Origin of the sequence: Actinoplanes octamycinicus (assembly GCF_014205225.1) — a bacterium.
Lineage (GTDB): Bacteria > Actinomycetota > Actinomycetes > Mycobacteriales > Micromonosporaceae > Actinoplanes > Actinoplanes octamycinicus.
Genome location: NZ_JACHNB010000001.1, coordinates 6,171,333 through 6,191,030 on the forward strand (window position 1 = coordinate 6,171,333; position 19,698 = coordinate 6,191,030).

General features: G+C 72.0%; 16 protein-coding genes. 9 read left to right on the plus strand and 7 right to left on the minus strand.

The genetic code is table 11. The features are described from left to right. Positions 1-66 precede the first annotated feature (66 nt). The 5 genes from fxsT (at position 67) to BJY16_RS27255 (ending at position 9,348) form a co-directional block, all read left to right on the plus strand. Complete coding sequence (gene fxsT / locus BJY16_RS27235; RefSeq protein ID WP_260418311.1) at positions 67-5,835, plus strand: FxSxx-COOH system tetratricopeptide repeat protein; 5,769 nt, start codon at positions 67-69, stop codon at positions 5,833-5,835. A gap of 464 nt (positions 5,836-6,299) precedes the next feature. Continuing rightward, positions 6,300-6,863 (plus strand): phosphotransferase, encoded by a 564-nt coding sequence (locus tag BJY16_RS27240; protein WP_203759126.1) that lies wholly within the window; start codon positions 6,300-6,302, stop codon positions 6,861-6,863. A gap of 178 nt (positions 6,864-7,041) precedes the next feature. After that, positions 7,042-7,569: an ArsR/SmtB family transcription factor gene (locus tag BJY16_RS27245; RefSeq protein WP_185042409.1), complete on the plus strand. Its 528-nt coding sequence runs from the start codon at positions 7,042-7,044 to the stop codon at positions 7,567-7,569. Next, a complete protein-coding gene (locus BJY16_RS27250; protein WP_185042410.1) occupies positions 7,566-8,831 on the plus strand; it encodes an MFS transporter in 1,266 nt (421 codons plus the stop codon). The genes BJY16_RS27245 and BJY16_RS27250 overlap by 4 nt, the downstream gene beginning before the upstream one ends. Before the next feature lie 178 nt (positions 8,832-9,009). Further along, positions 9,010-9,348: a hypothetical protein gene (locus BJY16_RS27255; protein WP_185042411.1), complete on the plus strand. Its 339-nt coding sequence runs from the start codon at positions 9,010-9,012 to the stop codon at positions 9,346-9,348. A 27-nt stretch (positions 9,349-9,375) separates the two neighbouring features. Here the strand turns inward: BJY16_RS27255 and BJY16_RS27260 are convergent, their stop codons facing one another. Beyond that, positions 9,376-10,329 (minus strand): beta-ketoacyl-ACP synthase 3, encoded by a 954-nt coding sequence (locus BJY16_RS27260; RefSeq protein ID WP_239177713.1) that lies wholly within the window; start codon positions 10,327-10,329, stop codon positions 9,376-9,378. Positions 10,330-10,407: 78 nt separating this feature from the next. After that, complete coding sequence (locus BJY16_RS27265) at positions 10,408-10,743, minus strand: VOC family protein (protein ID WP_185042413.1); 336 nt, start codon at positions 10,741-10,743, stop codon at positions 10,408-10,410. Between the two features lie 277 nt (positions 10,744-11,020). Here BJY16_RS27265 and BJY16_RS27270 point away from each other — a divergent pair, with 277 nt between their 5' ends. The 3 genes from BJY16_RS27270 to BJY16_RS27280 all read left to right on the plus strand — a co-directional run bounded on the left by BJY16_RS27270 (position 11,021) and on the right by BJY16_RS27280 (position 15,276). Further along, positions 11,021-11,311, plus strand: coding sequence for a DUF4287 domain-containing protein (locus BJY16_RS27270; RefSeq protein WP_185042414.1), 291 nt, complete (start codon positions 11,021-11,023; stop codon positions 11,309-11,311). Positions 11,312-11,449: 138 nt separating this feature from the next. Next, complete coding sequence (locus tag BJY16_RS48585) at positions 11,450-13,744, plus strand: putative bifunctional diguanylate cyclase/phosphodiesterase (protein WP_185042415.1); 2,295 nt, start codon at positions 11,450-11,452, stop codon at positions 13,742-13,744. A 26-nt stretch (positions 13,745-13,770) separates the two neighbouring features. Continuing rightward, positions 13,771-15,276, plus strand: a complete 1,506-nt coding sequence (locus BJY16_RS27280; protein WP_185042416.1) for a CehA/McbA family metallohydrolase — start codon at positions 13,771-13,773, stop codon at positions 15,274-15,276. Here the strand turns inward: BJY16_RS27280 and BJY16_RS27285 are convergent. From BJY16_RS27285 to BJY16_RS27300, 4 genes are all read right to left on the minus strand, one after another. Then, complete coding sequence (locus BJY16_RS27285; RefSeq protein ID WP_185042417.1) at positions 15,263-16,084, minus strand: cytochrome c oxidase assembly protein; 822 nt, start codon at positions 16,082-16,084, stop codon at positions 15,263-15,265. The two genes, BJY16_RS27280 and BJY16_RS27285, sit on opposite strands and share 14 nt — an antisense overlap. Next, on the minus strand, positions 16,084-16,524 hold the full coding sequence (locus BJY16_RS27290; RefSeq protein ID WP_185042418.1) for a DUF2243 domain-containing protein: 441 nt from the start codon (positions 16,522-16,524) through the stop codon (positions 16,084-16,086). The genes BJY16_RS27285 and BJY16_RS27290 overlap by 1 nt, the downstream gene beginning before the upstream one ends. A 62-nt stretch (positions 16,525-16,586) precedes the next feature. After that, positions 16,587-16,916 (minus strand): STAS domain-containing protein, encoded by a 330-nt coding sequence (locus tag BJY16_RS27295; protein WP_185042419.1) that lies wholly within the window; start codon positions 16,914-16,916, stop codon positions 16,587-16,589. A 91-nt stretch (positions 16,917-17,007) separates the two neighbouring features. Continuing rightward, positions 17,008-17,841 (minus strand): ATP-binding protein, encoded by an 834-nt coding sequence (locus BJY16_RS27300; RefSeq protein ID WP_185042420.1) that lies wholly within the window; start codon positions 17,839-17,841, stop codon positions 17,008-17,010. A gap of 510 nt (positions 17,842-18,351) precedes the next feature. On the opposite strand from BJY16_RS27300, the gene BJY16_RS27305 reads away from it, so the two are divergent. Next, positions 18,352-18,900: a hypothetical protein gene (locus BJY16_RS27305; protein WP_185042421.1), complete on the plus strand. Its 549-nt coding sequence runs from the start codon at positions 18,352-18,354 to the stop codon at positions 18,898-18,900. A 143-nt stretch (positions 18,901-19,043) separates the two neighbouring features. Here BJY16_RS27305 and BJY16_RS27310 read toward each other — a convergent pair whose 3' ends face one another. Further along, positions 19,044-19,652, minus strand: a complete 609-nt coding sequence (locus BJY16_RS27310; protein WP_185042422.1) for a response regulator transcription factor — start codon at positions 19,650-19,652, stop codon at positions 19,044-19,046. Between the last annotated feature and the right edge of the window lie 46 nt (positions 19,653-19,698).

A 19,698-nucleotide genomic window follows, 5' to 3' on the forward strand; every position in this document is an offset into this window, starting at 1 on the left:
TATGCTGGATCGCGGCACGGGCGCTCAGACGTGCACCATGGATCCGGTGAGGCGGAGGCGACGTCCATGCGGGATCCGGAGAGCCGCGATCCAGCCGAAGCATGGCGCGCTGCCTTGGTCGAGGGACTGCTCGAGGTGCCCGCCTTCCGTTCGGTCCGTGACCGGGTCGACCTGATTCATGCGATCCGCCGCGCCTGTCCGGGTTTCCCGGACGTCCCGGAGAGCGCTGAGGGGCAGCAGCACGTCGTGGCGATCGTCCGGGCGCTGCTGGATCTGCCCCGGGCGCTGCCCGCGTTGCTCAGCGAGCTCGAACTGCTGGCACCGGGCCAACTGGCCACGGAGCACGTCCGCGGCCTGATCGAGGCGGTCACCCTGGCCGATCTCCTTCCCGGAGCCGAGTTGGACCGCGGCCGGGCACTGGTCCACCAGGCGGGTGGTTCGCTCGACCAGTTCGACCGCCTGGTCTCGCGCCCGGGTCTCGGCGACGGTGTTCCCGCGGCGTTGCGCCTTGCCGACCGGATCGCGACCGGTCGGGATCTGGCCGCGTGGGTCGCCCGGCACGCCAGCCGGATCGGGATCTCGGTCGGCCGTGCCTCCGCCGCGCCCTCGCCGGTTGGCGAATCCGGCCCGCTACAGCTCGACCCTGCCCCGCATGAGCTGCTCACCGCCCAGCTGGACAACGCGCAGCACCCGTACCAGTTCTTCGAGGGGCACGTCCCCGCACTGTCCAAGATCTACGTCCACCAGCGAGGCGAACCGGCGGAGACCGGTCAGCCGGGTGGCGAGGCGGTGCTCACCGTCCCGCAGATGCTCACCCAGCACCGTGACACGCTGGTGGTGGCCGGTCCCGGGATGGGCAAGTCCACGCTGGTCTGGCGGATCCAGCGGGACCAGGCGCAGTGGTGGCTCGATCCGGCGCGCACCACCGCCGTCGAGTCCTCCGAACTCGGCCGGTTCGTGCCGATCGCCGTCCCGGCCAGCCTGCTGGTCGAACAGAGCATCGATGCCGCGATCGCGGAGTCGGTCCGCGGGCTCGGCTGCCAGCAGGACATCCGTCGCCTGCTCGGCATGCCGCCGGTGCCCGGCGGTAGCTGGCTCGTGATGATCGACGGCGTCGACGAGGTGCTGAACAGCCGGGAACGGTCGGTGGTGCTGAACAAGATCGCCAACCGGATCGGCCGGGACGAGCCGTCGCTGCGTTTTCTGATCACCACCCGCCCCCTGCCGTTCGGCTATCTGACCGATCTGCGTACCCAGGGCATCGCGCAGTTCGGGTTGAAGGGATTCGACCGCGCCGACCTGACCTCGTTCGCCGTCAAGTGGTTCGCGGCCCGGGATCGAGGCGAGTCGGCGGGCGCGTTGGCCGATCGGTTCGTGGACGAGGTGAACGCAGCCGGACTGAGCAGCCTCGTCGAAGTCCCGCTGCTGGCCACCATCGCCGCGCTGGCCTTCGAGAGCGACCCGCACAAGCCGTTGCCGCAGGGGCGCGCCCTGCTCTACGAGTGGTTCGTCACCCATCTGCGCTATGGCCGTCCTGCACCACCACCGGGCACCGGATCGGAACTGGAAAAGTCCCGACCGGCTTGGCACCGTGCCTGGCAGTGGGTCGAGGAAAACATCGTCGAACTCCTGGAGCACCTCGCCGATGGGCATCTGGATCGGCATGCCGATCCGATCGACCAGCGCGCCGAGGCCTGGGTCACCAACAACTGTCCGGACCGGATCACCATGGTGCCGGGGTGGCGCGCCAAGCTGCGTGACATCCTGACCGCCACCTCCCTGCTCACCGTGAACGGTGCCGGCCAGGTCGCGTTCACCCACCACAGCTTCGCCGAGTTTCTGGCCGCCGGGCCGCGAGCCCTCGACTTCGACGTCGACGAGTGGACCACCGACATCCTCAGCCCGCACCGCCGTGGATTGGCGATCTTCGTGCTCGCCCGCCGCACCGAACTGCCCGACCCGCAGGTGGAGGCCCTCCTCGACGGGTTCGGGGAACACCTCATCGCGGCCGGGGACATCCTCGCGGAGGGGATCGGGGTCGCCGTTCCGCTCCGCCGACGTGTGGTGTCCGCGCTGGTCGACCAACTGATCCGGGAGGACGACAACGCGCCGGAGGCGCTCCGGGTGCTGGCGACGCTCAGCGCCGACGACGAGGTCGCCGCCCTCCTGGCCGACATCGTGGACGACAGCGCCAACCCGCCTTGGGTCCGAGCGACCGTCGCAGACGCCCTGGACGTCCGGGACCGCGGTGGCCGCCTGCGCCGGCTCGTGACCGACCATTCCCTGCCGGACGACGTTCGGCGCTGGGCCGCCGAGCAGTCCGGCGACGTCAATGCGACGCCGGCGCCCGCCACGGGACCGGTCGGGTTCATGCCGGCAGCGGCTGCCACCCCCCTGTCGCGGCACGTCTTCTACCGCGACCTGAATGATCTTTCCGCCCGCCCGGAGGATCGGCTTCGCATCGCGGTCAGCCTGGCCGTCTGGGGTGACCCGGCCGGATCCGCGGCGCTGCGGCGCTCGCTGACCGATCCGGTGTTCAGCCTCGACCAGCGGCTGGTGGCGGCGCGCACCCTGCGCGAGCGGGATCCGGACAGCCTGGTGTTCCTGCGGGGGGTCGCCCAGGCGACAGCACACCCCGACGAAGTACGTGCGGCCGCAGCTCTTGCGGTCATCGAGTCAGGCGACAGTCGGCCGGCGGAGCCGGCTTCCACCGGGGCGACTGTGTTCACGGTGGCCGAGTCGCTCGCCGCGGCGATCCTCACGCTGCCGTTCATCAACACCGTTCAGGAACGCCGGCGCCTGGTGAGCTTGGCCGGCCAGTGGCTGTCCGAGCCGCCGGCCGTGGCCGAGAGCCAGGATGCCCGGGCTCACGTGACCGCCCTGGCCCGTGCCTACCTGTCCGAGCCGCGGGCCGTGTGGAGCCTGCTGGACGCCTTGGCCACGATGGCCCCCGCCGCCATCGGGACCATCCGGGCCCACGTCGTCGTCGAGTCCGCGACTCTGGCCGTTCTGCTCACCGACAGCGAGCGCGACCGTGCCGTCCGCCTGCTCGAACAGGTCGAGGCGACCGCCCCGGCCACCGTCTGGCAGCTCGAGTTGCGTACCCTCGACGGCACCACCGGCGAGCTGGTGCGCACCTTCGGTGAGCTTGCCGGGCAGCCGATCCGGCGGGGAGAGATCCCACCCGCGGCGATCCTGATGACGCGAGTCGCCAGTGCTGTCAGCGGCCCTCTGGGAGTGGACCTGCAGGCCTGGTGCGACCAGGTCGTCCGTCGGTTCACCGGCGAGCGCCCGGCGGTGCCGGATTCCTCGGCCCAGGACAAGGGCGCCGTACCCGGGGCCGAGCCCGACAAGTCTCCGTCAGGTCCGCTGCTCGGCGGCATCCCACCCCGCAGCTCCGCGTTCGCCGGCCGACTCGGCGTCCTGGCGGAGCTCGCCGCCCAGATGCGGCGCGGGCCGGATTCAGCCGTGCTCGTCCGGGCCTTGCACGGCATGGGCGGTGTGGGGAAATCCCAGATCGCCGTCGAGTTCGTGCATCGGCACCGAGCGGACTACGACCTGATCTGGTGGATACCGGCGGAGCAGCCGAGCCTGATCGTGTCATCCTTGACCTCGCTTGCGCACCGGCTCGGGCTCGACGACGCGGCCGGGGCGCAGGCGGCGGTCACGGCCGTGCGGGAGGCGTTGAGCACCGGCCGCACGGGCTTTCGCAACTGGCTGCTCGTCTTCGACAACGCCGAGTCGATCCAGCAGGTCCGGCCGTTCCTGCCCACCGGCGGCACCGGCAACGTGCTGATCACCAGCCGGAGTCCGGACTGGGGCTCGGTGGCCCAGGCGATCGAGGTCGACGTCTTCACCCGTGACGAGAGCATTGAGCTGCTGCGTGACCGCGTCCCGGAGCTGACCGACGACGAAGCGCATCGTCTCGCCGACGCGCTGGGCGACCTGCCGCTCGCACTCGAGCAGGCAGCGGCCTGGCGCGCGGCCACCGGCATGCCCACCGACGAGTACCTGCGGATCCTCGATGAGATGCGCCTGGAACTGCTGGACGCCGCACCGGGCCCGGACTACCCGAACTCGGTGGCGGCGGCCTTCACCATGTCGTTCGACCGCCTGCAAGCCGACAACCCGGCCGCTATGACGCTGCTGCGGGTCTGCTCGATCCTGGCTCCCGAGCCGATCGCCCGCCAGATGTTCGCCGTGCCGCCCGGCGCACCGATCTCGCCGCCGGAACTCGCCGAACTGCTGAGCAGCTCGATCGGCCTGGCCCGGGCGATTCGTGACCTGCAGCGCTATGCGCTGGTCAGGGTGGACCATCGGGCGAATACCATCCAGCTGCATCGGCTGGTGCAGACGGTCGTCCTCGGGCAGATGGCGGATGACGAGCGGACCGAGATGCGGAACGCGGCGCAGTGGCTGCTGGCCACCAACGATCCCGGCCTGCCGGAGCGACCGGCGGCGTGGGCGCGCTATCTCCAGATCCGTCCGCACTTCGCCGCCTCCGGTGCGGCCACCTCTGACGACCCGTACGTGCAGGACCTGGTGGTGAACGTCGCCTTGTTCCTCTGGCACTGGGGCGATCACCTGGGGGCCTCCGAGCTGGCGGAGCAGGCCTACGACCGATGGCACGAGCAGTACGGTGCTCACCATCCCCGCACGCTGCGGATCGCTCGGCTGCTGACCACCATCCGCCAGACGCTCGGTGACGTCGGCGCCGCCGCGGAATTGATCGCCACCATGGTGGATCGTGAAGCTTCGCACGAAGACCGGGTGGAGACGCTGACGCTGATGGCGTCCCATCTGCGGGCGAAAGGCGCCTTCGCCACCGCTTTGACCAGGGACGCCGACGCGATCGAGATCGCTCGTAGGGAACTCGGGCCCGAGGATCCGATCTCGCTGGCCGCCGCCGGAAGCTTGGCGACCAGCGTCCGGCTGGCCGGCCGCTTCCGGGACGCCAAGGGCCTTGCGGAGGATACTTACCGCCTCTGCCAGGTCGAGCTGGGCGATGACGCCATGCTGACCATGTTGGTGCTCGACGGCTTGATCGTCGACCTGCGTGAGTCAGGTGACCACGACCGCGCCCAGCGGTGGCACGAGGATCTCTACCAGCGGCAGGTCGAACAGTTCGGCGGCTCCTGCCCGGCGACCCTGCGGGTCGGCCGCAACCTCGCCATCTCCTGGCGGCGGGCTGGGGACCTTGCCGAGAGCCGCAGATTGGCCGAGACGATCCTGGACCTGCAGCTGCGCCGGTACGGCGAGGAGCATCCCGACACGATGGCAGCCGCCGCGACCTTCGCCATCGAGTTGCGGATAGCCGGCGATCTCCAGGCTGCCGAGTCGCTGGGGTCGGCCACCGCCGAGCGGTACGCCCGGATGTTCGGAGTGGATCACCCGCAGACTCTGGTGTGCCGGGCCGGGCTAGCCGTCATCCGCCGGCTCGTCGGTGACCCGCAAACCGCACTGGCGCAGAACCGGGACCTGCTGGCCGCGTTCTCCGCGAGCCTTGGCGCGGACCACCCGACCACGTTGACCTGTGCCATGAACGTGGGCAGCGACCTCTTCGCCGCAGGCGAACCGCAGAGCGCCTTCGAGCACGACGCCACGGTCGTCGACCGCTTCGAGCGGGTCAGTGGCATCGATCATCCTCTGGCCCTGGCCGCCACCACGAACCTGGCGCTCGACCTGCGCGCTCTCGGCCGCGGGCCGGAAGCCGACCAATTGCAGAGCGACACCCTGATGCGGATGCGCCGCACACTCGGTGACCAGCATCCGGCGACTCTCAGCGCGTTGCGCAGCATCCGGGCCGAGGGCGACATCGACCTGCTGCCGATCTGACCCCGGAGAACGCTGCCTGGACACGCTGCCGCGCCAAGCCGGTCACGCGTAGCGCCCGGGTCAGCCGGATACGCCGACTCCCGTTGCGGCGCGCGAGCCGCATCTGCGCGACGCACTGACCGGGGAGGCTCGGGCATCGTCGGTGGGTCCATGGCGAATGGCGTTGCGGTTCGCTGAGGTCGTGGCGAGGCTGGCGGTGTTTTCCGGCTCGGTGACGGCGGGAGGGGTGGGCTGTGGAGTCTTCGGAGCGGCTTGGGGCGTGGGGGGCCGGGGCGCAGCAGGGGGACGCGGTTCTGGCTGACGGAGTCGTACGGAAAACGGTGGGGCCTTGGACACCGGCGGTCTTCGCGCTGCTCCGCCACCTTGAGCGGGAGGGTTTTGCGGGGGCGCCGCGGGTGGTCGGGGATGGGTTCGGTTTCGTGCCGGGGGAGTCGCCGCATCCGAGGGCCTGGGCGGACGACGCCGTGGCTGGGGTGGGGGTGCTGCTGCGCGGGCTGCATGACGCGACCGCGAGCTTCGCGCCGCCGGCGGGGGCGGTGTGGCAGGCGAGCTGGCTGCGCGATCTGGGCGGGGACGACGTGGTGGTCGGGCACGGCGACACCGGGCCGTGGAACATCGTCGGTGCTGGTGGGCGGCCGGATGCGTTGATCGACTGGGAGTTCGCCGGGCCGGTGGATCGGCTGTGGGAGCTGGCGCAGACGGTGTGGCTGAACGCTCAGCTCGTCGACGACGACGTCGCGGAGATGCAGGGGCTGCCGGACGCGCACGCCCGGGCTCGCCAGGCGCGGGCCATCGTCGATGGCTACGGTCTGGCGCGGGCCGAGCGGGACGACCTCGTCGACCGGCTCGCCGACGTCGCGATCCACAGTGCGCGCCACGAGGCGGTCGCCGAGGGCGTGACGATCGACAGCACCGCGGCGGTCGGCGGCAACGGCTACCCGATCCTCTGGGGGATCGCCTGGCGGGCGCGGAGTGCCTCGTGGATCGCCCGGCACCGCACCCTGATCCGCCGGGTGATGGTGGCGTAGCGGTGGTCGGACAGCCTCCCGGTGACCCTCCGGGAGGCTCCTGACGTGCGGAAACGAGCCGTGATCCGGGTCGGTCCGCGCGCGATCAGTCCGATCAGGACGGAATTCGGGAGGCGGGGCGAAGGTCGTACCGGGAAAGGTCTTGCGCAATGGTCAAGGATCGTTGACCATTGAGCACATGCCTGTGGATGATCCTGATCAGACGTTTCATGTCACTACTGCCGAGCAGCTCCGCGCCGTCTCCAACCTGACCCGCCACCGGATCATGGCGGTGCTGCGGTTCGAGCCGGCGACGATCACCCAGATCGCCGAGCGGGTGGGGCTGGCCAAGGGAAGTTCGAGCTATCACGTGCGGCTGCTGGAGCGGGCCGGGCTGGTGAAGGTGGTGCGCACGCGGAAGGTGCGCGGCGTCACCGAGCGGTACTACGCGATCGCCGCGGCCTCGATCGCGTTGCCGGACCCCGGGGTGGGGGAGCCGGATGTGCTGATGCGGCACGCGGTGGCGGACCTGGAGGCGGCGCCGACCGGTGAGCGGCACGTGCGGATGGCGCACCTGCGACTCACCGACGCGCAGTTCACCGAGCTGGGGAAGCGGTTGCAAGCGTTGGCGGACGAGTACCGCGCGCTGTCCGATCCGGCGCTGCCGGACGTGTCGATGGTCTTCGCGCTGTTCCGGCCGGCGCGGGGCACGGGGGAGGCCAAATGAGAATCGCTTCGGGTACGTTGCCGTCCGGCTTCGGGCGGCTGTGGACGGCGCAGACCGTGTCGTCGTTCGGTGACGGGGTGATGGTGGCCGCGCTGCCGCTGCTCGCGTTGACGCTGACACGCGATCCGATGGCGCTGGCCGTGGTCACCGCCGCCGGGACGCTGCCGTGGCTGTTCTTCGGGGTGCTCGGCGGCGCGCTGGTCGACCGCTGGGACCGGCGGCGCACCATGTGGGTCGCGGACGTGTCGCGGGCGCTGCTGCTGGCGGTGCCGGCCGCGGCGGCCGCTCTCGACATGCTGAGCGTTCCGATGCTCGCGGTCGTCGCCTTCCTGCTCGGCGTCGGCGGGCTCTTCTTCGACACGGCGGCCACCGCCTACCTGCCCGAGCTGCTCGGGCGGGAACCGGCGCTGCTGGAGCGGGCCAACTCCCGGCTGCGCGCCGCGCAGACCGCCACCTCCGGGTTCGCCGGACCGCCCGCGGGCAGTGCGCTGCTGGCACTCGGGCGGTCGGTGCCGCTGCTGGCCGACGCGGTGTCGTTCGCGGTCTCCGCGCTGCTCGTCCGGTCCCTGCCCAGCATGCCGCGGCCGGCGGCGCCGGCCCGGGAGTCGCTGCTGCGGCAGGCACGGGACGGGGCTTCGTACGTCTTCCGCGACCGGTTGCTGCTCGGGCTGGCGCTGCGTCCTGCGGTCGGGAACGTCGCCTTCCTCGCGGTGGAGACGGTGCTCGCGCTGTTCGCCCACGAGCGGCTCGGGGTCGGCGCCTTCGGGTTCGGGCTGCTGCTCACCGCGGAGGCCACCGGTGGGCTGATCGGCGCGGCGGTCGCCTCGATCCTCAGCCGGCGGCTCGGGACCGGGACCGCACTGACCTGTACGGCCGCGGTCGAAGGGCTGGCGATCCTGGCGCTGGCCGCCGCCCCGAACGCGTACGTGGCCGGGTTCGCCCTCGCCGTCTGCGGGGCGGGGATGGGCGCGACCATGGTGATCGGGCCGTCGCTGCGGCAGACGATCGTCCCGGCTCACCTGATGGGGCGGGTCGCGTCCACCTCCCGGATGCTGGCGATGTGCGCCGCGCCGTTCGGCGCGTTCCTCGGCGGGTGGCTGGCCTCCGGCTTCGGCGTACGGACGCCGCTCTACGCCGCCGCCGGACTGCTGCTCACGATGACCGCTGTCACGGCGACCATGACCAGCAACCGCCGGGTCGAGGCGGCCCTGCGCGCCGTCGCCGCGAACGCTGATCCCGCTCGGGAGCCCGTGCGGTTGTGAGGGCGGCGTTCTGCCTCGTCCCCGCCCCCGCCCGCTGGAGCGTCGCTCCCTGGTCGCGGGGGTGGAGCCGTTCCCGGCGCGGGTCGGCTGGTGCAGCGCCGAGGAGAATGACGACGGGTACGCGCCACCTGCTGGCGGCGGCTGCGGGCCGGTTGCGGGCGGCTGCCAGGATGCCCTCGTGACGACACCGCGTACGCCGAGGCAGGCGGCCGTTGCCCTGTCCGGACGGGCATTGGCCGTTCTCGCGGCGGCAGCGGGCATCTTCCTGCTCGGTAACTACATGCGGAGCGACGGCCTCTGCAGCCCGGACGAGACCGCCGTGAACGCGTTGATCACGGCGCTTCTGGTCGCGGTCGTCGGATTGGCTGGGGTGGCGCTCAGCGTGCTGCGTCGCAGATACCGGGGCGTGCGGGCCGCGGCGCTGGGCGGTTGGGCTCTGACCTTGCTGCCGGCCTATCTGCTGCTGGAGGTGGCCACGCGATACGTGGCATCGGTCGCCCCGGGCTGCCCGACCTGACACCCGCCGGGCGGCGAAACCCGTCGGTCACGGCAAGGTGACGACCTGGGCGGCGTAGGAGAGGCCGGCGCCGAAACCGACCAGCAGGGCGGGGCCGGACGCGTCGGGCAGGGCTGCCATGGCCTGGGGGATGGAGGCCGCGCCGGTGTTGCCGTTGGTGGTGATGTCGGTGGCCACCTGGACGTGCGGGCCGAGCTCCAGGGCCTTGGCGGTGGCCGAGATGATGCGCAGGTTGGCCTGGTGGGGGATGAAGGCCGCGAGGTCGGCCGCGGTGATGCCGGCCGCGTCCAGTGCGCGCCTGGCCAGGTCGGGAACGATCGAGGTGGCCCAGCGGAAGACCTCGGGACCGGCCATCCGCAGGATGCCCGACTCGTCGTAGCGCAGCAGCTCGCTGCCGGAGCCGTCGGCGCCCCACACCACCGGGCCGATCTCGCAGGTCTGCGCCGGGCCGACGACCACCGCGCCCGCGCCGTCGCCGAAGAGGAACGCCGTGCCGCGGTCGCGCTCGTCGATGATGTCGGTCATCCGCTCGGTGCCGACCAGGACCACGTAGCCGGCCGAGCCGCTGCGGATCAGCGCGTCGGCGGTGGCGAGAGCGTACGGAAAGCCGGCGCAGGCGGCTCCCAGATCCATCGCGGCCGCCGCGGTGGCGCCCAGCGCGTCGGCCACCAGCGGCGCCGCGGTGGCGGCGCGGCCACGGTGGGACATCGTCGCGACCAGGACGGCGGAGACGTCGCCCGGGTCGACGCCCGCGCCGGCCAGGGCCTTGGAGGCAGCCGCCGCGCCCATCATGACCAGGTCCTCGTCGGGCGCGGCGCGGCGGCGCGACTCGATGCCGCAGCGGCGGCGGATCCACTCGTCGCTCGAGTCGATCAGGGCGGCGATCGGCTCGTTGCCCACCTCGGTCCGCGGACGGTACGAGGCGACGCTCAGGATGCGCGATCCGGGGTGACCGGCGCGGCGCTGCAAAGGAGTGGCCATGACGAGCAATCCAAGCATGCCCGCCTGGGTGCCCTCCGATTTTCAAGTTCCCCGCCGGTAACCAGGCCGCGGGGCCGGCTATCGGCCGGTGAAAATGATGTCGTTGCCGTCCGGATCGGTCACCGTGAGGACGCGTGAGGCGGTCACCTCCCGGATGCCGGCGTGATCGATGCCGTCCCGCGTCAGGCGGTCCGCGAGACCGTCGAGGTCGGACTCGTCGAGGACCATCGTCGAGCGTCCGGCACGCTCGGCGTCCGCCCACACCTGCACCCCGAACGTCGGTGCGAGGTGCCATTCGACCAGGCCCTCCATCGGGCGGGCGTCGACACCCCGGCCGAAGAGCTTCGTGTACCACCGCATGGCGGATTCGAGGTCGACGACGGTCATCTGGGCGAGGAGTCGAGTCGCAGCCATACAGCGGGTTTACCCAGCGACCCGCCGTCATGCACCGGGCCGCTCGATCGTTGACTGTGGCGCAACGATGGTTGCCCGAGCTGATCTTGATCGTTCAGTGGCGCTCGCCGAGAGTAGTTCCTGTCAACACGATCACGGCAAAGGGATACCAACGTGACGAACCGGAAGAAGGTCGCCGATGGCGCCGTGAGCGCCCCCGAGCAGTGGACCTTCCCGCCCATGACCCTGCCGCAGGCCGGGCTGGTCCACCCGCACTACCGGATCGGGGCGTGACGCGATGTCCTTCCAGGCCTACCTCGACGCGGTCGAGGACAAGACCGGCAAGACCCCGCGCGTCCTGGTGGACGAGGCCAGGCAGCGCGGGTACGACGCCGCCGACGTGAAGGCCGGCGTGATCGTCGCCTGGCTCGCCGAGGAGTACGGCGTCGGCCGCGGGCACGCCATGGCCCTGGTCCACGTGATCAAGAAGGGCCCGCGGATCAGCGCCAGGCACGTCGGTACGACCGGCGCCCACCGCGATGCCACCGACCTGTTGTGGCTGGACGGCAAGGCGACCAGGCCGGTGTGACCGCCGGCGCCGCCACATGGGTCTTCGTGGCGGCGCTCGGGCTCGGGATCGTCGTGGCGATCACCCCGCCCGTACCGAAGCGGGTCCCGGAATGCTCAGTCGTGCCGGAAGCCGTCCGATTGTGCGGGTGTGGCATCGGTGAGGGTGGTACCGGCGCGCGGGCGAGGCTGGCTTCGAGCCGGGTTCGCCCTGGGCCTCGTGCTGCTGATCGCCCAGTTCGTCGCGATCCTGCCGGGGGCACGCGCCTGGATGGACCGGCACGCCGGGATGCACGACGTCCTGCAGGACGCCATCTACGTGCTGGCCGCGGTGCTGGTCGCGGCCCGGGCGGCACGGGTGCGCCGGGACCGCGGCGCCTGGCTGCTGATGGCCGCCGGGCTGGGCTGCTACGCCGCCGGCACGGTCTACTGGGTGGCGGTGCTGGCCCGGATGAACCCGCCGCCGTACCCGTCGGCCGCCGACGTCATGTGGCTGGCCTACTACCCGTTCGCCTACGCCGCGCTGCTGCGCCTGCTGCGAGCCCGGCGCGGCCGGATCAGCGCGCCGATGTGGCTGGACGGCCTGATCGCCTCGGCCTGCGCGGCGGCGCTCGCGTCGGTGGTCTTCCTGTCCGGTTTCACCGGGTTCTCCGCCGGCTCGGTGCCGGCCGTGCTGGTCAGCGTGGCCTACCCGATCGCCGACATCGTGCTGGCCGGTCTGCTGCTCGGCGCGTGGGCGCTCAGCGGCTGGCACACCGAGCCGCTGTGGATCCTGCTGCTGGCCGGGATGGGGATCAACACGGTCGCCAACGGCATCCACATGTTCGACACCGCGCACGGCAGTTACACCCCGGGCGGCTGGACCGACGCGCTGTGGTCGGTCGCGCTGGCCGTCATCGTCGCGGCCGCCTGGCAGCCGCGGCGGCGGCCTTCGGCCCGCCCGCCGGCCCGGGCACTGGTGGGCGTGGCGCTTCCGGCCGTGCTGGCTTGCGCGGCGATGGCCCTTTTGCTGTACGGCAGCCTGCGCAACGCCGTGGTCCCGCACACCAGCAGCCTGCTCGCGGCGGCCGCGATCACCGCGGCGATCGTCCGGATGCTGCTGACCGTGCGGGCGGTGGAGTCGCTCACCGACGCCCGCCGGCAGGCCCGTACCGACGATCTGACCGAACTGCCGAACCGCCGCCTGTTCCAGGAGCGGCTCGATCTGGTCCTGCGCCGGCGCGACCCGCGGGAACCGGTGGCGGTGGCGATCGTCGACCTGGACCGGTTCAAGGAGATCAACGACAGTTTCGGGCATCACCTCGGCGACCAGCTGCTGCAGCTGGTCGCCGCCCGGCTGAGCGAGGCGTTCGGCGGCGCCGGCCTGCTGGCCCGGCTCGGCGGTGACGAGTTCGGCGTGCTGCTGCCGGACGCGGACGTGGACCGGGCCCGGGAGGTGATGACCGACCTGCTCACCGCGCTGCGGCACCCGTTCGACCTGGAACAGGTGACGCTGCACATCGACGCCAGCATCGGCCTGGCCGTCTTCCCCGACCACGGCGCCGACCGGAGTACGCTGCTGCGGCACGCCGACAACGCGATGTACACCGCCAAGAGTGAGCACAGCGGCCTGAGCCTGGCCAACGCCGGCGCCGACGACGACATCGGCCGGCGGCGGCTGACCACGCTGGAGGAGCTGCGCACCGGTCTCGACAACGGCGAGCTGGTGCTGCACTACCAGCCGCAGCTGGACCTCGGGTGCGGGACGGTGGCCGGGGTGGAGGCGCTGGTCCGATGGAACCATCCGACCCGCGGCCTGGTCTATCCGGACGGCTTCCTGGCGCTCGCCGAGCACGCCGGACTGATCGGCCGGCTCACCATGCAGGTGCTGGACATGGCGGTCGAGCAGTGCCGCGCCTGGCGGGACGCCGGTCTCGACCTGACCGTGGCGGTCAACCTGTCCACCTCCAACCTGCACGACCCGACCCTGCCGGCCTACATCGCCGCCACCTTGACCCGGCACGGGGTGCCGCCGGCCGCGCTGCACCTGGAGGTGACCGAGGAGATCCTGATGCGCGACGCCGCCCGGGCGACCGAGACCCTCGCCCAGTTGCGCGCGATGGGCATCCGGCTGGCCGTCGACGACTACGGCACCGGCTACTCCAGCCTGGCCTACCTGCACGCGCTGCCGGTCGACGACCTGAAACTGGACCGCGCGTTCGTCGGCCACTGCGACACCGACCCGCGCAGCGCGGCGATCGTGAAGAGCACCGTGGAGCTGGCCCACAACCTGGGGATGCGGCTGATCGCCGAAGGGGTGGAGAACGAGGCGGTCCTGGACCGGCTGCGGCGGTGGGACTGCGATCTGGTGCAGGGCTATCACCTGAGCCGGCCGCAGGCGCCGGAGCGGTTGACGCCGTGGCTGCTGGAGCGCCAGGAGTCCGCCACCACAGCCGACATCGCCGGTCGCGCCTGAGCGCTGGGGACGCTGAGCCTGGCAGGATGGCGTCCGTGCCCGGACTGCGCGTAGTCGACTACGACCCGGCATGGCCGGACCTGGCCGTCGCCGCCATCACGGAGCTCGAGCGGGCGTTGCCGGATGTCCTGGTGGCGATCGAGCACATCGGGTCGACCGCGGTGCCGGGGCTGGCCGCCAAGCCGATCATCGACTTGATGGCCGCGGTGCCCGACCTGGGCATCGTGCACCAGCGCGAGGAGACCTTGGCGGGCCTGGGCTATCGCCGTCATGTCAACGGCATGGTCGACCGGCTGCTGTACGTGCGGGCCACGGACGGTGACCGTACGCATATCCTGCACGTCGTCACGGTGGAGAGCTGGCCGACCCGCAACCAGCGGATGCTGCGTGACCACCTGCGCGCGCATCCGGATGACGCCCAGCGGTACGCGCGCCTGAAGCGGGAACTGGCAGCCGGCGGCATCGCCCCCGGTGAGTACGCGCGAGCCAAGACCGGACTCATCCAGGAGCTGACCGACCGGGCCCGCGCCGCACGCGGGCTGCCGCCGGTGCCGGTCTGGGAGAAGACGGGGGCGCGTGCCGAGCGCGACGGACGGGGTGCTGGCTGGTTCTGCGGTGACCTGCACGTACACACGCGGTGTTCACACGCCGGTGAGCTGACGCCGGCCCAGGTGGCTGCCGCGGCCCGCGAGGCCGGCCTCGACTTCCTCGCCGTCACCGAGCACAACAACGCCGACAGCCACGGTGCGTGGGAGCCGCTCGCCGGTGACGATCTCCTGGTCATCCTCGGGCAGGAAGTGGTCACCGCGTCGGGACACTGGCTGGCGCTCGGCCTCGACCGCGGCCAGGTCATCGATTGGCGCCACGATCACCGTGACGGCGTGGACCGGGTGCGTCGGGCCGGTGGCCTGTGCGTGGTGGCGCATCCGCACGCGCCCTATCCGTCCGGGACGTTCGAGTATCCCGTCGAGCGGTTCGACGCGGTGGAGGTGTGGAACGGCCGGTGGACGTCGGACCTGCCGTGGAACGCCGACAACGAGGCGGCGCTGGCCGACTGGGGCCGGGACCTGGCAGCCGCCGTCCGTCGTGGCCGGTGGCAGCCGGCGATCGGCGACAGCGACGCTCACCTGCACGGCCAGCTCGGCACGCCGCAGACCGTCGTGCTGGCCGGGGAGTTGAGCGCCGACGCGGTGCTCGCCGGTGTGCGTGCCGGGCGCTGCTGGGTCGCCGAGTCGGCCGACGTCCGGCTCTCCTTCACGGCACGTGCCGGTGACCGCGGCGCCGGGATCGGCGAGGTGCTGGACACCGGTGGTGAGGCCGTCGCGGCCGCGGTGCAGGTCAGCGGGGTGCCGTCCGGCACGGTCACCTTCCACACCGATCGTGGTGTGCCGCACCGGCACATCCTGCCGGGTACGGGATCGGGCTCGGCCGACTGGCTCACCAGCGCCGGGGAGTCGGCGTTCGTACGCATCGAGGTGCGCCATCCGTCCGGCCGGATGGCGGCGCTGACGAACCCCATCATCCTGATCTAGGGAGGGCCTCCCCGTCAGCGCCGATGTCCTTGGGGAGTCGCCACAGCGGACGGACCGGTCGGCTGGCCGGGACGCGAGGTCCCCGGCGGGCCGGGCCGGTGGCGTCGTACCACTGGCGGCAGAAGACGGCGATCAGGGCCAGGTCGACCAGGTCGCCGCCGTAATACATCAGCTCGGCGCCGGCCTGGGCGTCGGCGGCGGGGACACCGGCGGGCGGGTGGCCGTACAGGAACTTGGCCAGAATGCCGTGCGCGGCCAGGAAAGCGATCAGAATGATCGCGCGGACCGGCCGGGCCGGGCGGCGCGGATCCGGGTCGACGCCGACCATCGCGGCGGTGAACAGGTAGCCGGCGGCGACGATGTGGACGTGCACGGCGGTCCGCAGCCAGTCGTGTCCGGCCATCGCCGGGTAGAGGTCCGTGGTGTAGAGCAGCCACAGGCCACCGGCATTCAGCGTCGCGGCGGTGAGCGGATGGGTGAGCACGTGCACCGGGCCGCTGCGGAGCACCCGGGCCAGCGTCCGAGCCCGGCGGACCGGCAGCGCCCGCAGGGCCAGCGTGACCGGCGCGGCGAGCACCAGCAGCAGCGGCGCGGCCATCCCGAGCAGCAGGTGCCCGGTCATGTGCCCGGCCAGATCGTGGTGGGCGTGGCCGGCCGCCGGTCGCAGCGTGGCGGCCGCGGCGAGCACCAGCCCGGCGGCCCAGTAGACGACGCGCCGGCCGGGCCACCAGCCGCCGCGACGATGCACCGTGACCACCCCGGCCGCGTAGCCGGCGGCCGCGGCCAGCAGCGCCAGGCCGGAGACCATCACCCGGCGCGGCCGCGGGACCGGGCCAGCAGCACGGCCCCCGCGACGATCATGACGGCGGCGAGGATGTTCCAGGTCCAGTCGTAGGGGGTGACGTCGACGTCGTACCGGATCTGGTGCAGTCGCATGACCTTGTGCTGCAGCGTGCCGTCGTAGAGCTGGAAACCGCCGGCGCCGACCAGCAGGCCACCCCACCACGGCGTCGCGCGGAAGGCCGCCCGGCGGCGCAGGTCGGCCAGCAGGAACAGTGCGGCGACGGTGGCGAACCAGCTGACCGCGTGGAACACGCCGTCGGAGACCAGGCCCGCCGCGGGCGTCGACTTGTCGTAGAAGTGGTGCCAGTGCAGCAGCTGGTGGAAGACCGTCTCGTCGACGAAACCGGCCACCCCCACCCCGAGCAGCACCCCGGACACCACGTTGCGGGCTGGCGCGGACGACATTCAAGACCTCTTCCGGTACGGGGAAAGCTGGCGAGTTCCCCGGTCCGGAGCGGCTAAACGGATCAGCAGTCGTACCGGTGCAGCACCGCGCCGGGCACCCGCCGGCAGCCGCAGAGGTCCAATGTCTTGGCGACCGCGGGCGAACAGTGCAGGTGCAGGGTGATCCCGGCGGCGAGGGCCGCGGCGGCCACCCGCAGCAGCGCCCGTACCCCGGGCGCGCCGAGGAAGGTGACCGCCCGGCAGTCCAGCTCGGTGACCGGGTGGGCCAGCGCGGCGATCAGGCGGGTCTCGATCATCGCGGCATTGGCCAGATCTATCTCACCGGCCAGCGCGAGGTGCCCGTCCGATGTGGTCAGTTCGCAGCAGAGGAGTAGCTCGGTGTGACGCCACACGAACGTGACCTCCTTTCGGCGGGTCCTTAATGTCAGCTTTAGTCGGGCGGTGGCCAATCCGCCATCGGCTGAGTGGCCGGAGTGACGGCCGTCAGGGCGGCGGTTGCCGGATGGTCGCCCAGACGACCTTGCCGGTGCGGGTCGGCAGGGCGCCCCACGTCCAGGCGGCCTGCCCGACCACGTGCAGGCCGACCCCGCGCAGGGTCAGGGCGCCGTCGGGCAGCGTGTCGCCGTCGTGCACCGGGCGCGGCAGCTCGGGACTCCGGTCGTAGACGGCCAGATGCAGATAGTGCTGGTGCGGGGACTTGCCCCGCTGCTGCGGGCCGAGCCGGGTGACCACCAGGTCGACGGTGGTGCCGGCGTGCTCGGCCGCGTTGGTGACCAGCTCGGACGCGACCAGCCGGGCGTACGGGAGCAGCGGTTCCAGAGCCCACTCACGGCACGCCGCGGTGACGAGTTCCCGGGCCACCGCCGCCGAGGCCGGGTCCGGCGCGAGCATCGCCCGGACCTGTTCGGTGCGCGGCCGGCTGATGGCCAGGGCGTGCCGGGCCTGGTCCAGGTCGAGGTAGACGGGCAGCCCCCGGTCGCCGTCGGGCCGGCCCAGCCGGACCGCCAGCGGGGTGCCGGGGCGCAGGCAGACCGCCACCGGCACGGGTGGCTGCATCCGGGAACCGTGCGCCTGCACGGTGTGCCACAGCGCCGCGCTGCGCGCGTCCGGATCATCGAGGTACGACAGGTCCAGCAGCAGGCCGGTGGGATGCTCGGCAAGGCACTCCTGCCAGGTCTGGTCCGCCTGCTCCCACAGCCGGTGGTCCCAGGTGCCGGTGACGGCGAGTTCGACGATCGCGGTGCGTTCGTCCTTGACCGCCGTGATGGGACTACCCGGGAGGGCGTCGCCGGGTTGAGATGTGGAATCCGCGCTCATGTCGGTACCTTTTCGGCCGCACCGGCACGGGGTGCCGGTCGCACGACGGCAGCAGAGCTGCCGAGTGGCTTGATCGGATCTTGTCCCCGCTTCGCCGGACGGCATTTTCGTGGCACGGTGAAGTGCCGGCCCTCGCTGCTGAAGGTCGCAGCTCACTCTACGGCGGCACTGCCCCGGCCGTCACCACCTAGCGTCACCGTCCTCAGGGCAAATCAAGCCGATGCCGGAGACATTCTTGAGAAATGGGCCACCCCGGGTCGCATTTCGATCACATTCCGTTAATCACCTCGCCACAACCTTGGGTGAAGCCGCCCGCGCCGGCATCCGGTCCAGGCGTTGTCCCCGGTGGCATCCGCGGCGGCCTGCCGGTTCGCGGCGCCGGCATGACAGATGTCAGGTGGTGGGCTGACTTCACTCACGGTCAGCTGATGACAGCGCTCACTGGGTTGATCTTCGTCCGGCGACCAGGCTTGTCGATGACAGCGCGACCCGTTTATCGCAGGAGGAACGATGACACATCGGCAACGGCTCTCCATGCTCGTCGTGATGGTGATCGCGGCGCTCGGCCTCAGCTTCGCGGGCGCCGGCGTGGCGAGCGCCGCCCCGAGCGCCCCGGCGGCCCCGCCGCCGGTGACCGCCCTCGCCACACCGATCACCGGTACGGCCGCCGACGGCGGCTCCTTCGCCGGCACCTTCACCCCGTCCCGATTCACCACGCAGGGCGGGAAACTGCTGGCCACCGGCGTGCTCGCCGGCACCGTCACCGACGCGTCCGGGGCCACGGTGGGCACGGTCGAGCGGACCGTCAGCCTGCCGGTCACCGTCGCGGCCGCGACCTGCCAGGTGCTGAACCTGGTGCTCGGGCCGCTGCACCTGGACCTGCTCGGCCTGGTCGTCGACCTGAACCAGGTGCACCTGCTGATCACCGCGGTCCAGGCGCCCGGCAACCTGCTCGGCAATCTGCTGTGCGCCATCACCCATCTGCTCGACGGCACCCCCACCGCGGGTGGCCTGGCCGCGCTGCTCAATGCCATCCTGGCCCTGCTGGGCCAGCTCTGACTCGATCGACCATGAGCCACAACGGCCGCCGCAGCCGCACCCCGCCAGGTGCGGCTGCGGCCCGTCCCGTGACAACGTCAGGCGCAGTTGGGGCCCGTCCCGTGGCATCGTCGGGCGCAGTTGGGGCCTGTCCCGCGACGGTCTCAGGCCAGCCAGCCGGCGCTCTCGGCCAGGCGGACCGCTTCCAGGCGGTTGCGCGCGCCGGTCTTGCGCAGGATCGCCGAGATGTAGTTGCGCACGGTGCCGGGGCTCAGGTGGAGCTCGGCGGCGACCTCGGTGGACGGCACGCCGGACGCGGCCACGGTCAGCACGTTCAGCTCGCGCGGCGACAGCGGGCTGCGCGGAGCGGTCACCATCGCCACAGCCAGGGTCGCGTCGACGACGCGTTCACCCCGGGCCAGCCGGCGGATGCCGCGGACCAGCTCGCACGGAGCGGCCTGGGTGCTGACGACGCCGTCGACCCGCAGGCCCAGCGTCCGGTTGAGCAGCACCGACTCGTCCGGGCCGGCCAGCGCCAGGGTGGCACAGCGCGGATGCTCGGCGGCGAACCGAGCCATGGTCGCCAGGCCGTCGCCGGCCAGCAGCGCGATGTTGACCACGGCGACGTCGGGCGACACCGCGCGGGCCATGTCCAGCGCCGGATCGAGGGTGCCCAGGTCGGCGACCACGTCAAGGTCGTCCTCCTGGGCCAGCGTCGCGGCGAGGGCGCCGCGCAGCAGGGTCAACGGTTCGACGAGCAGAATGCGGATCACGATGGCCTCCCAGCCGGGGAAGAAGCTTCGGGATGGCCGGCTTGGT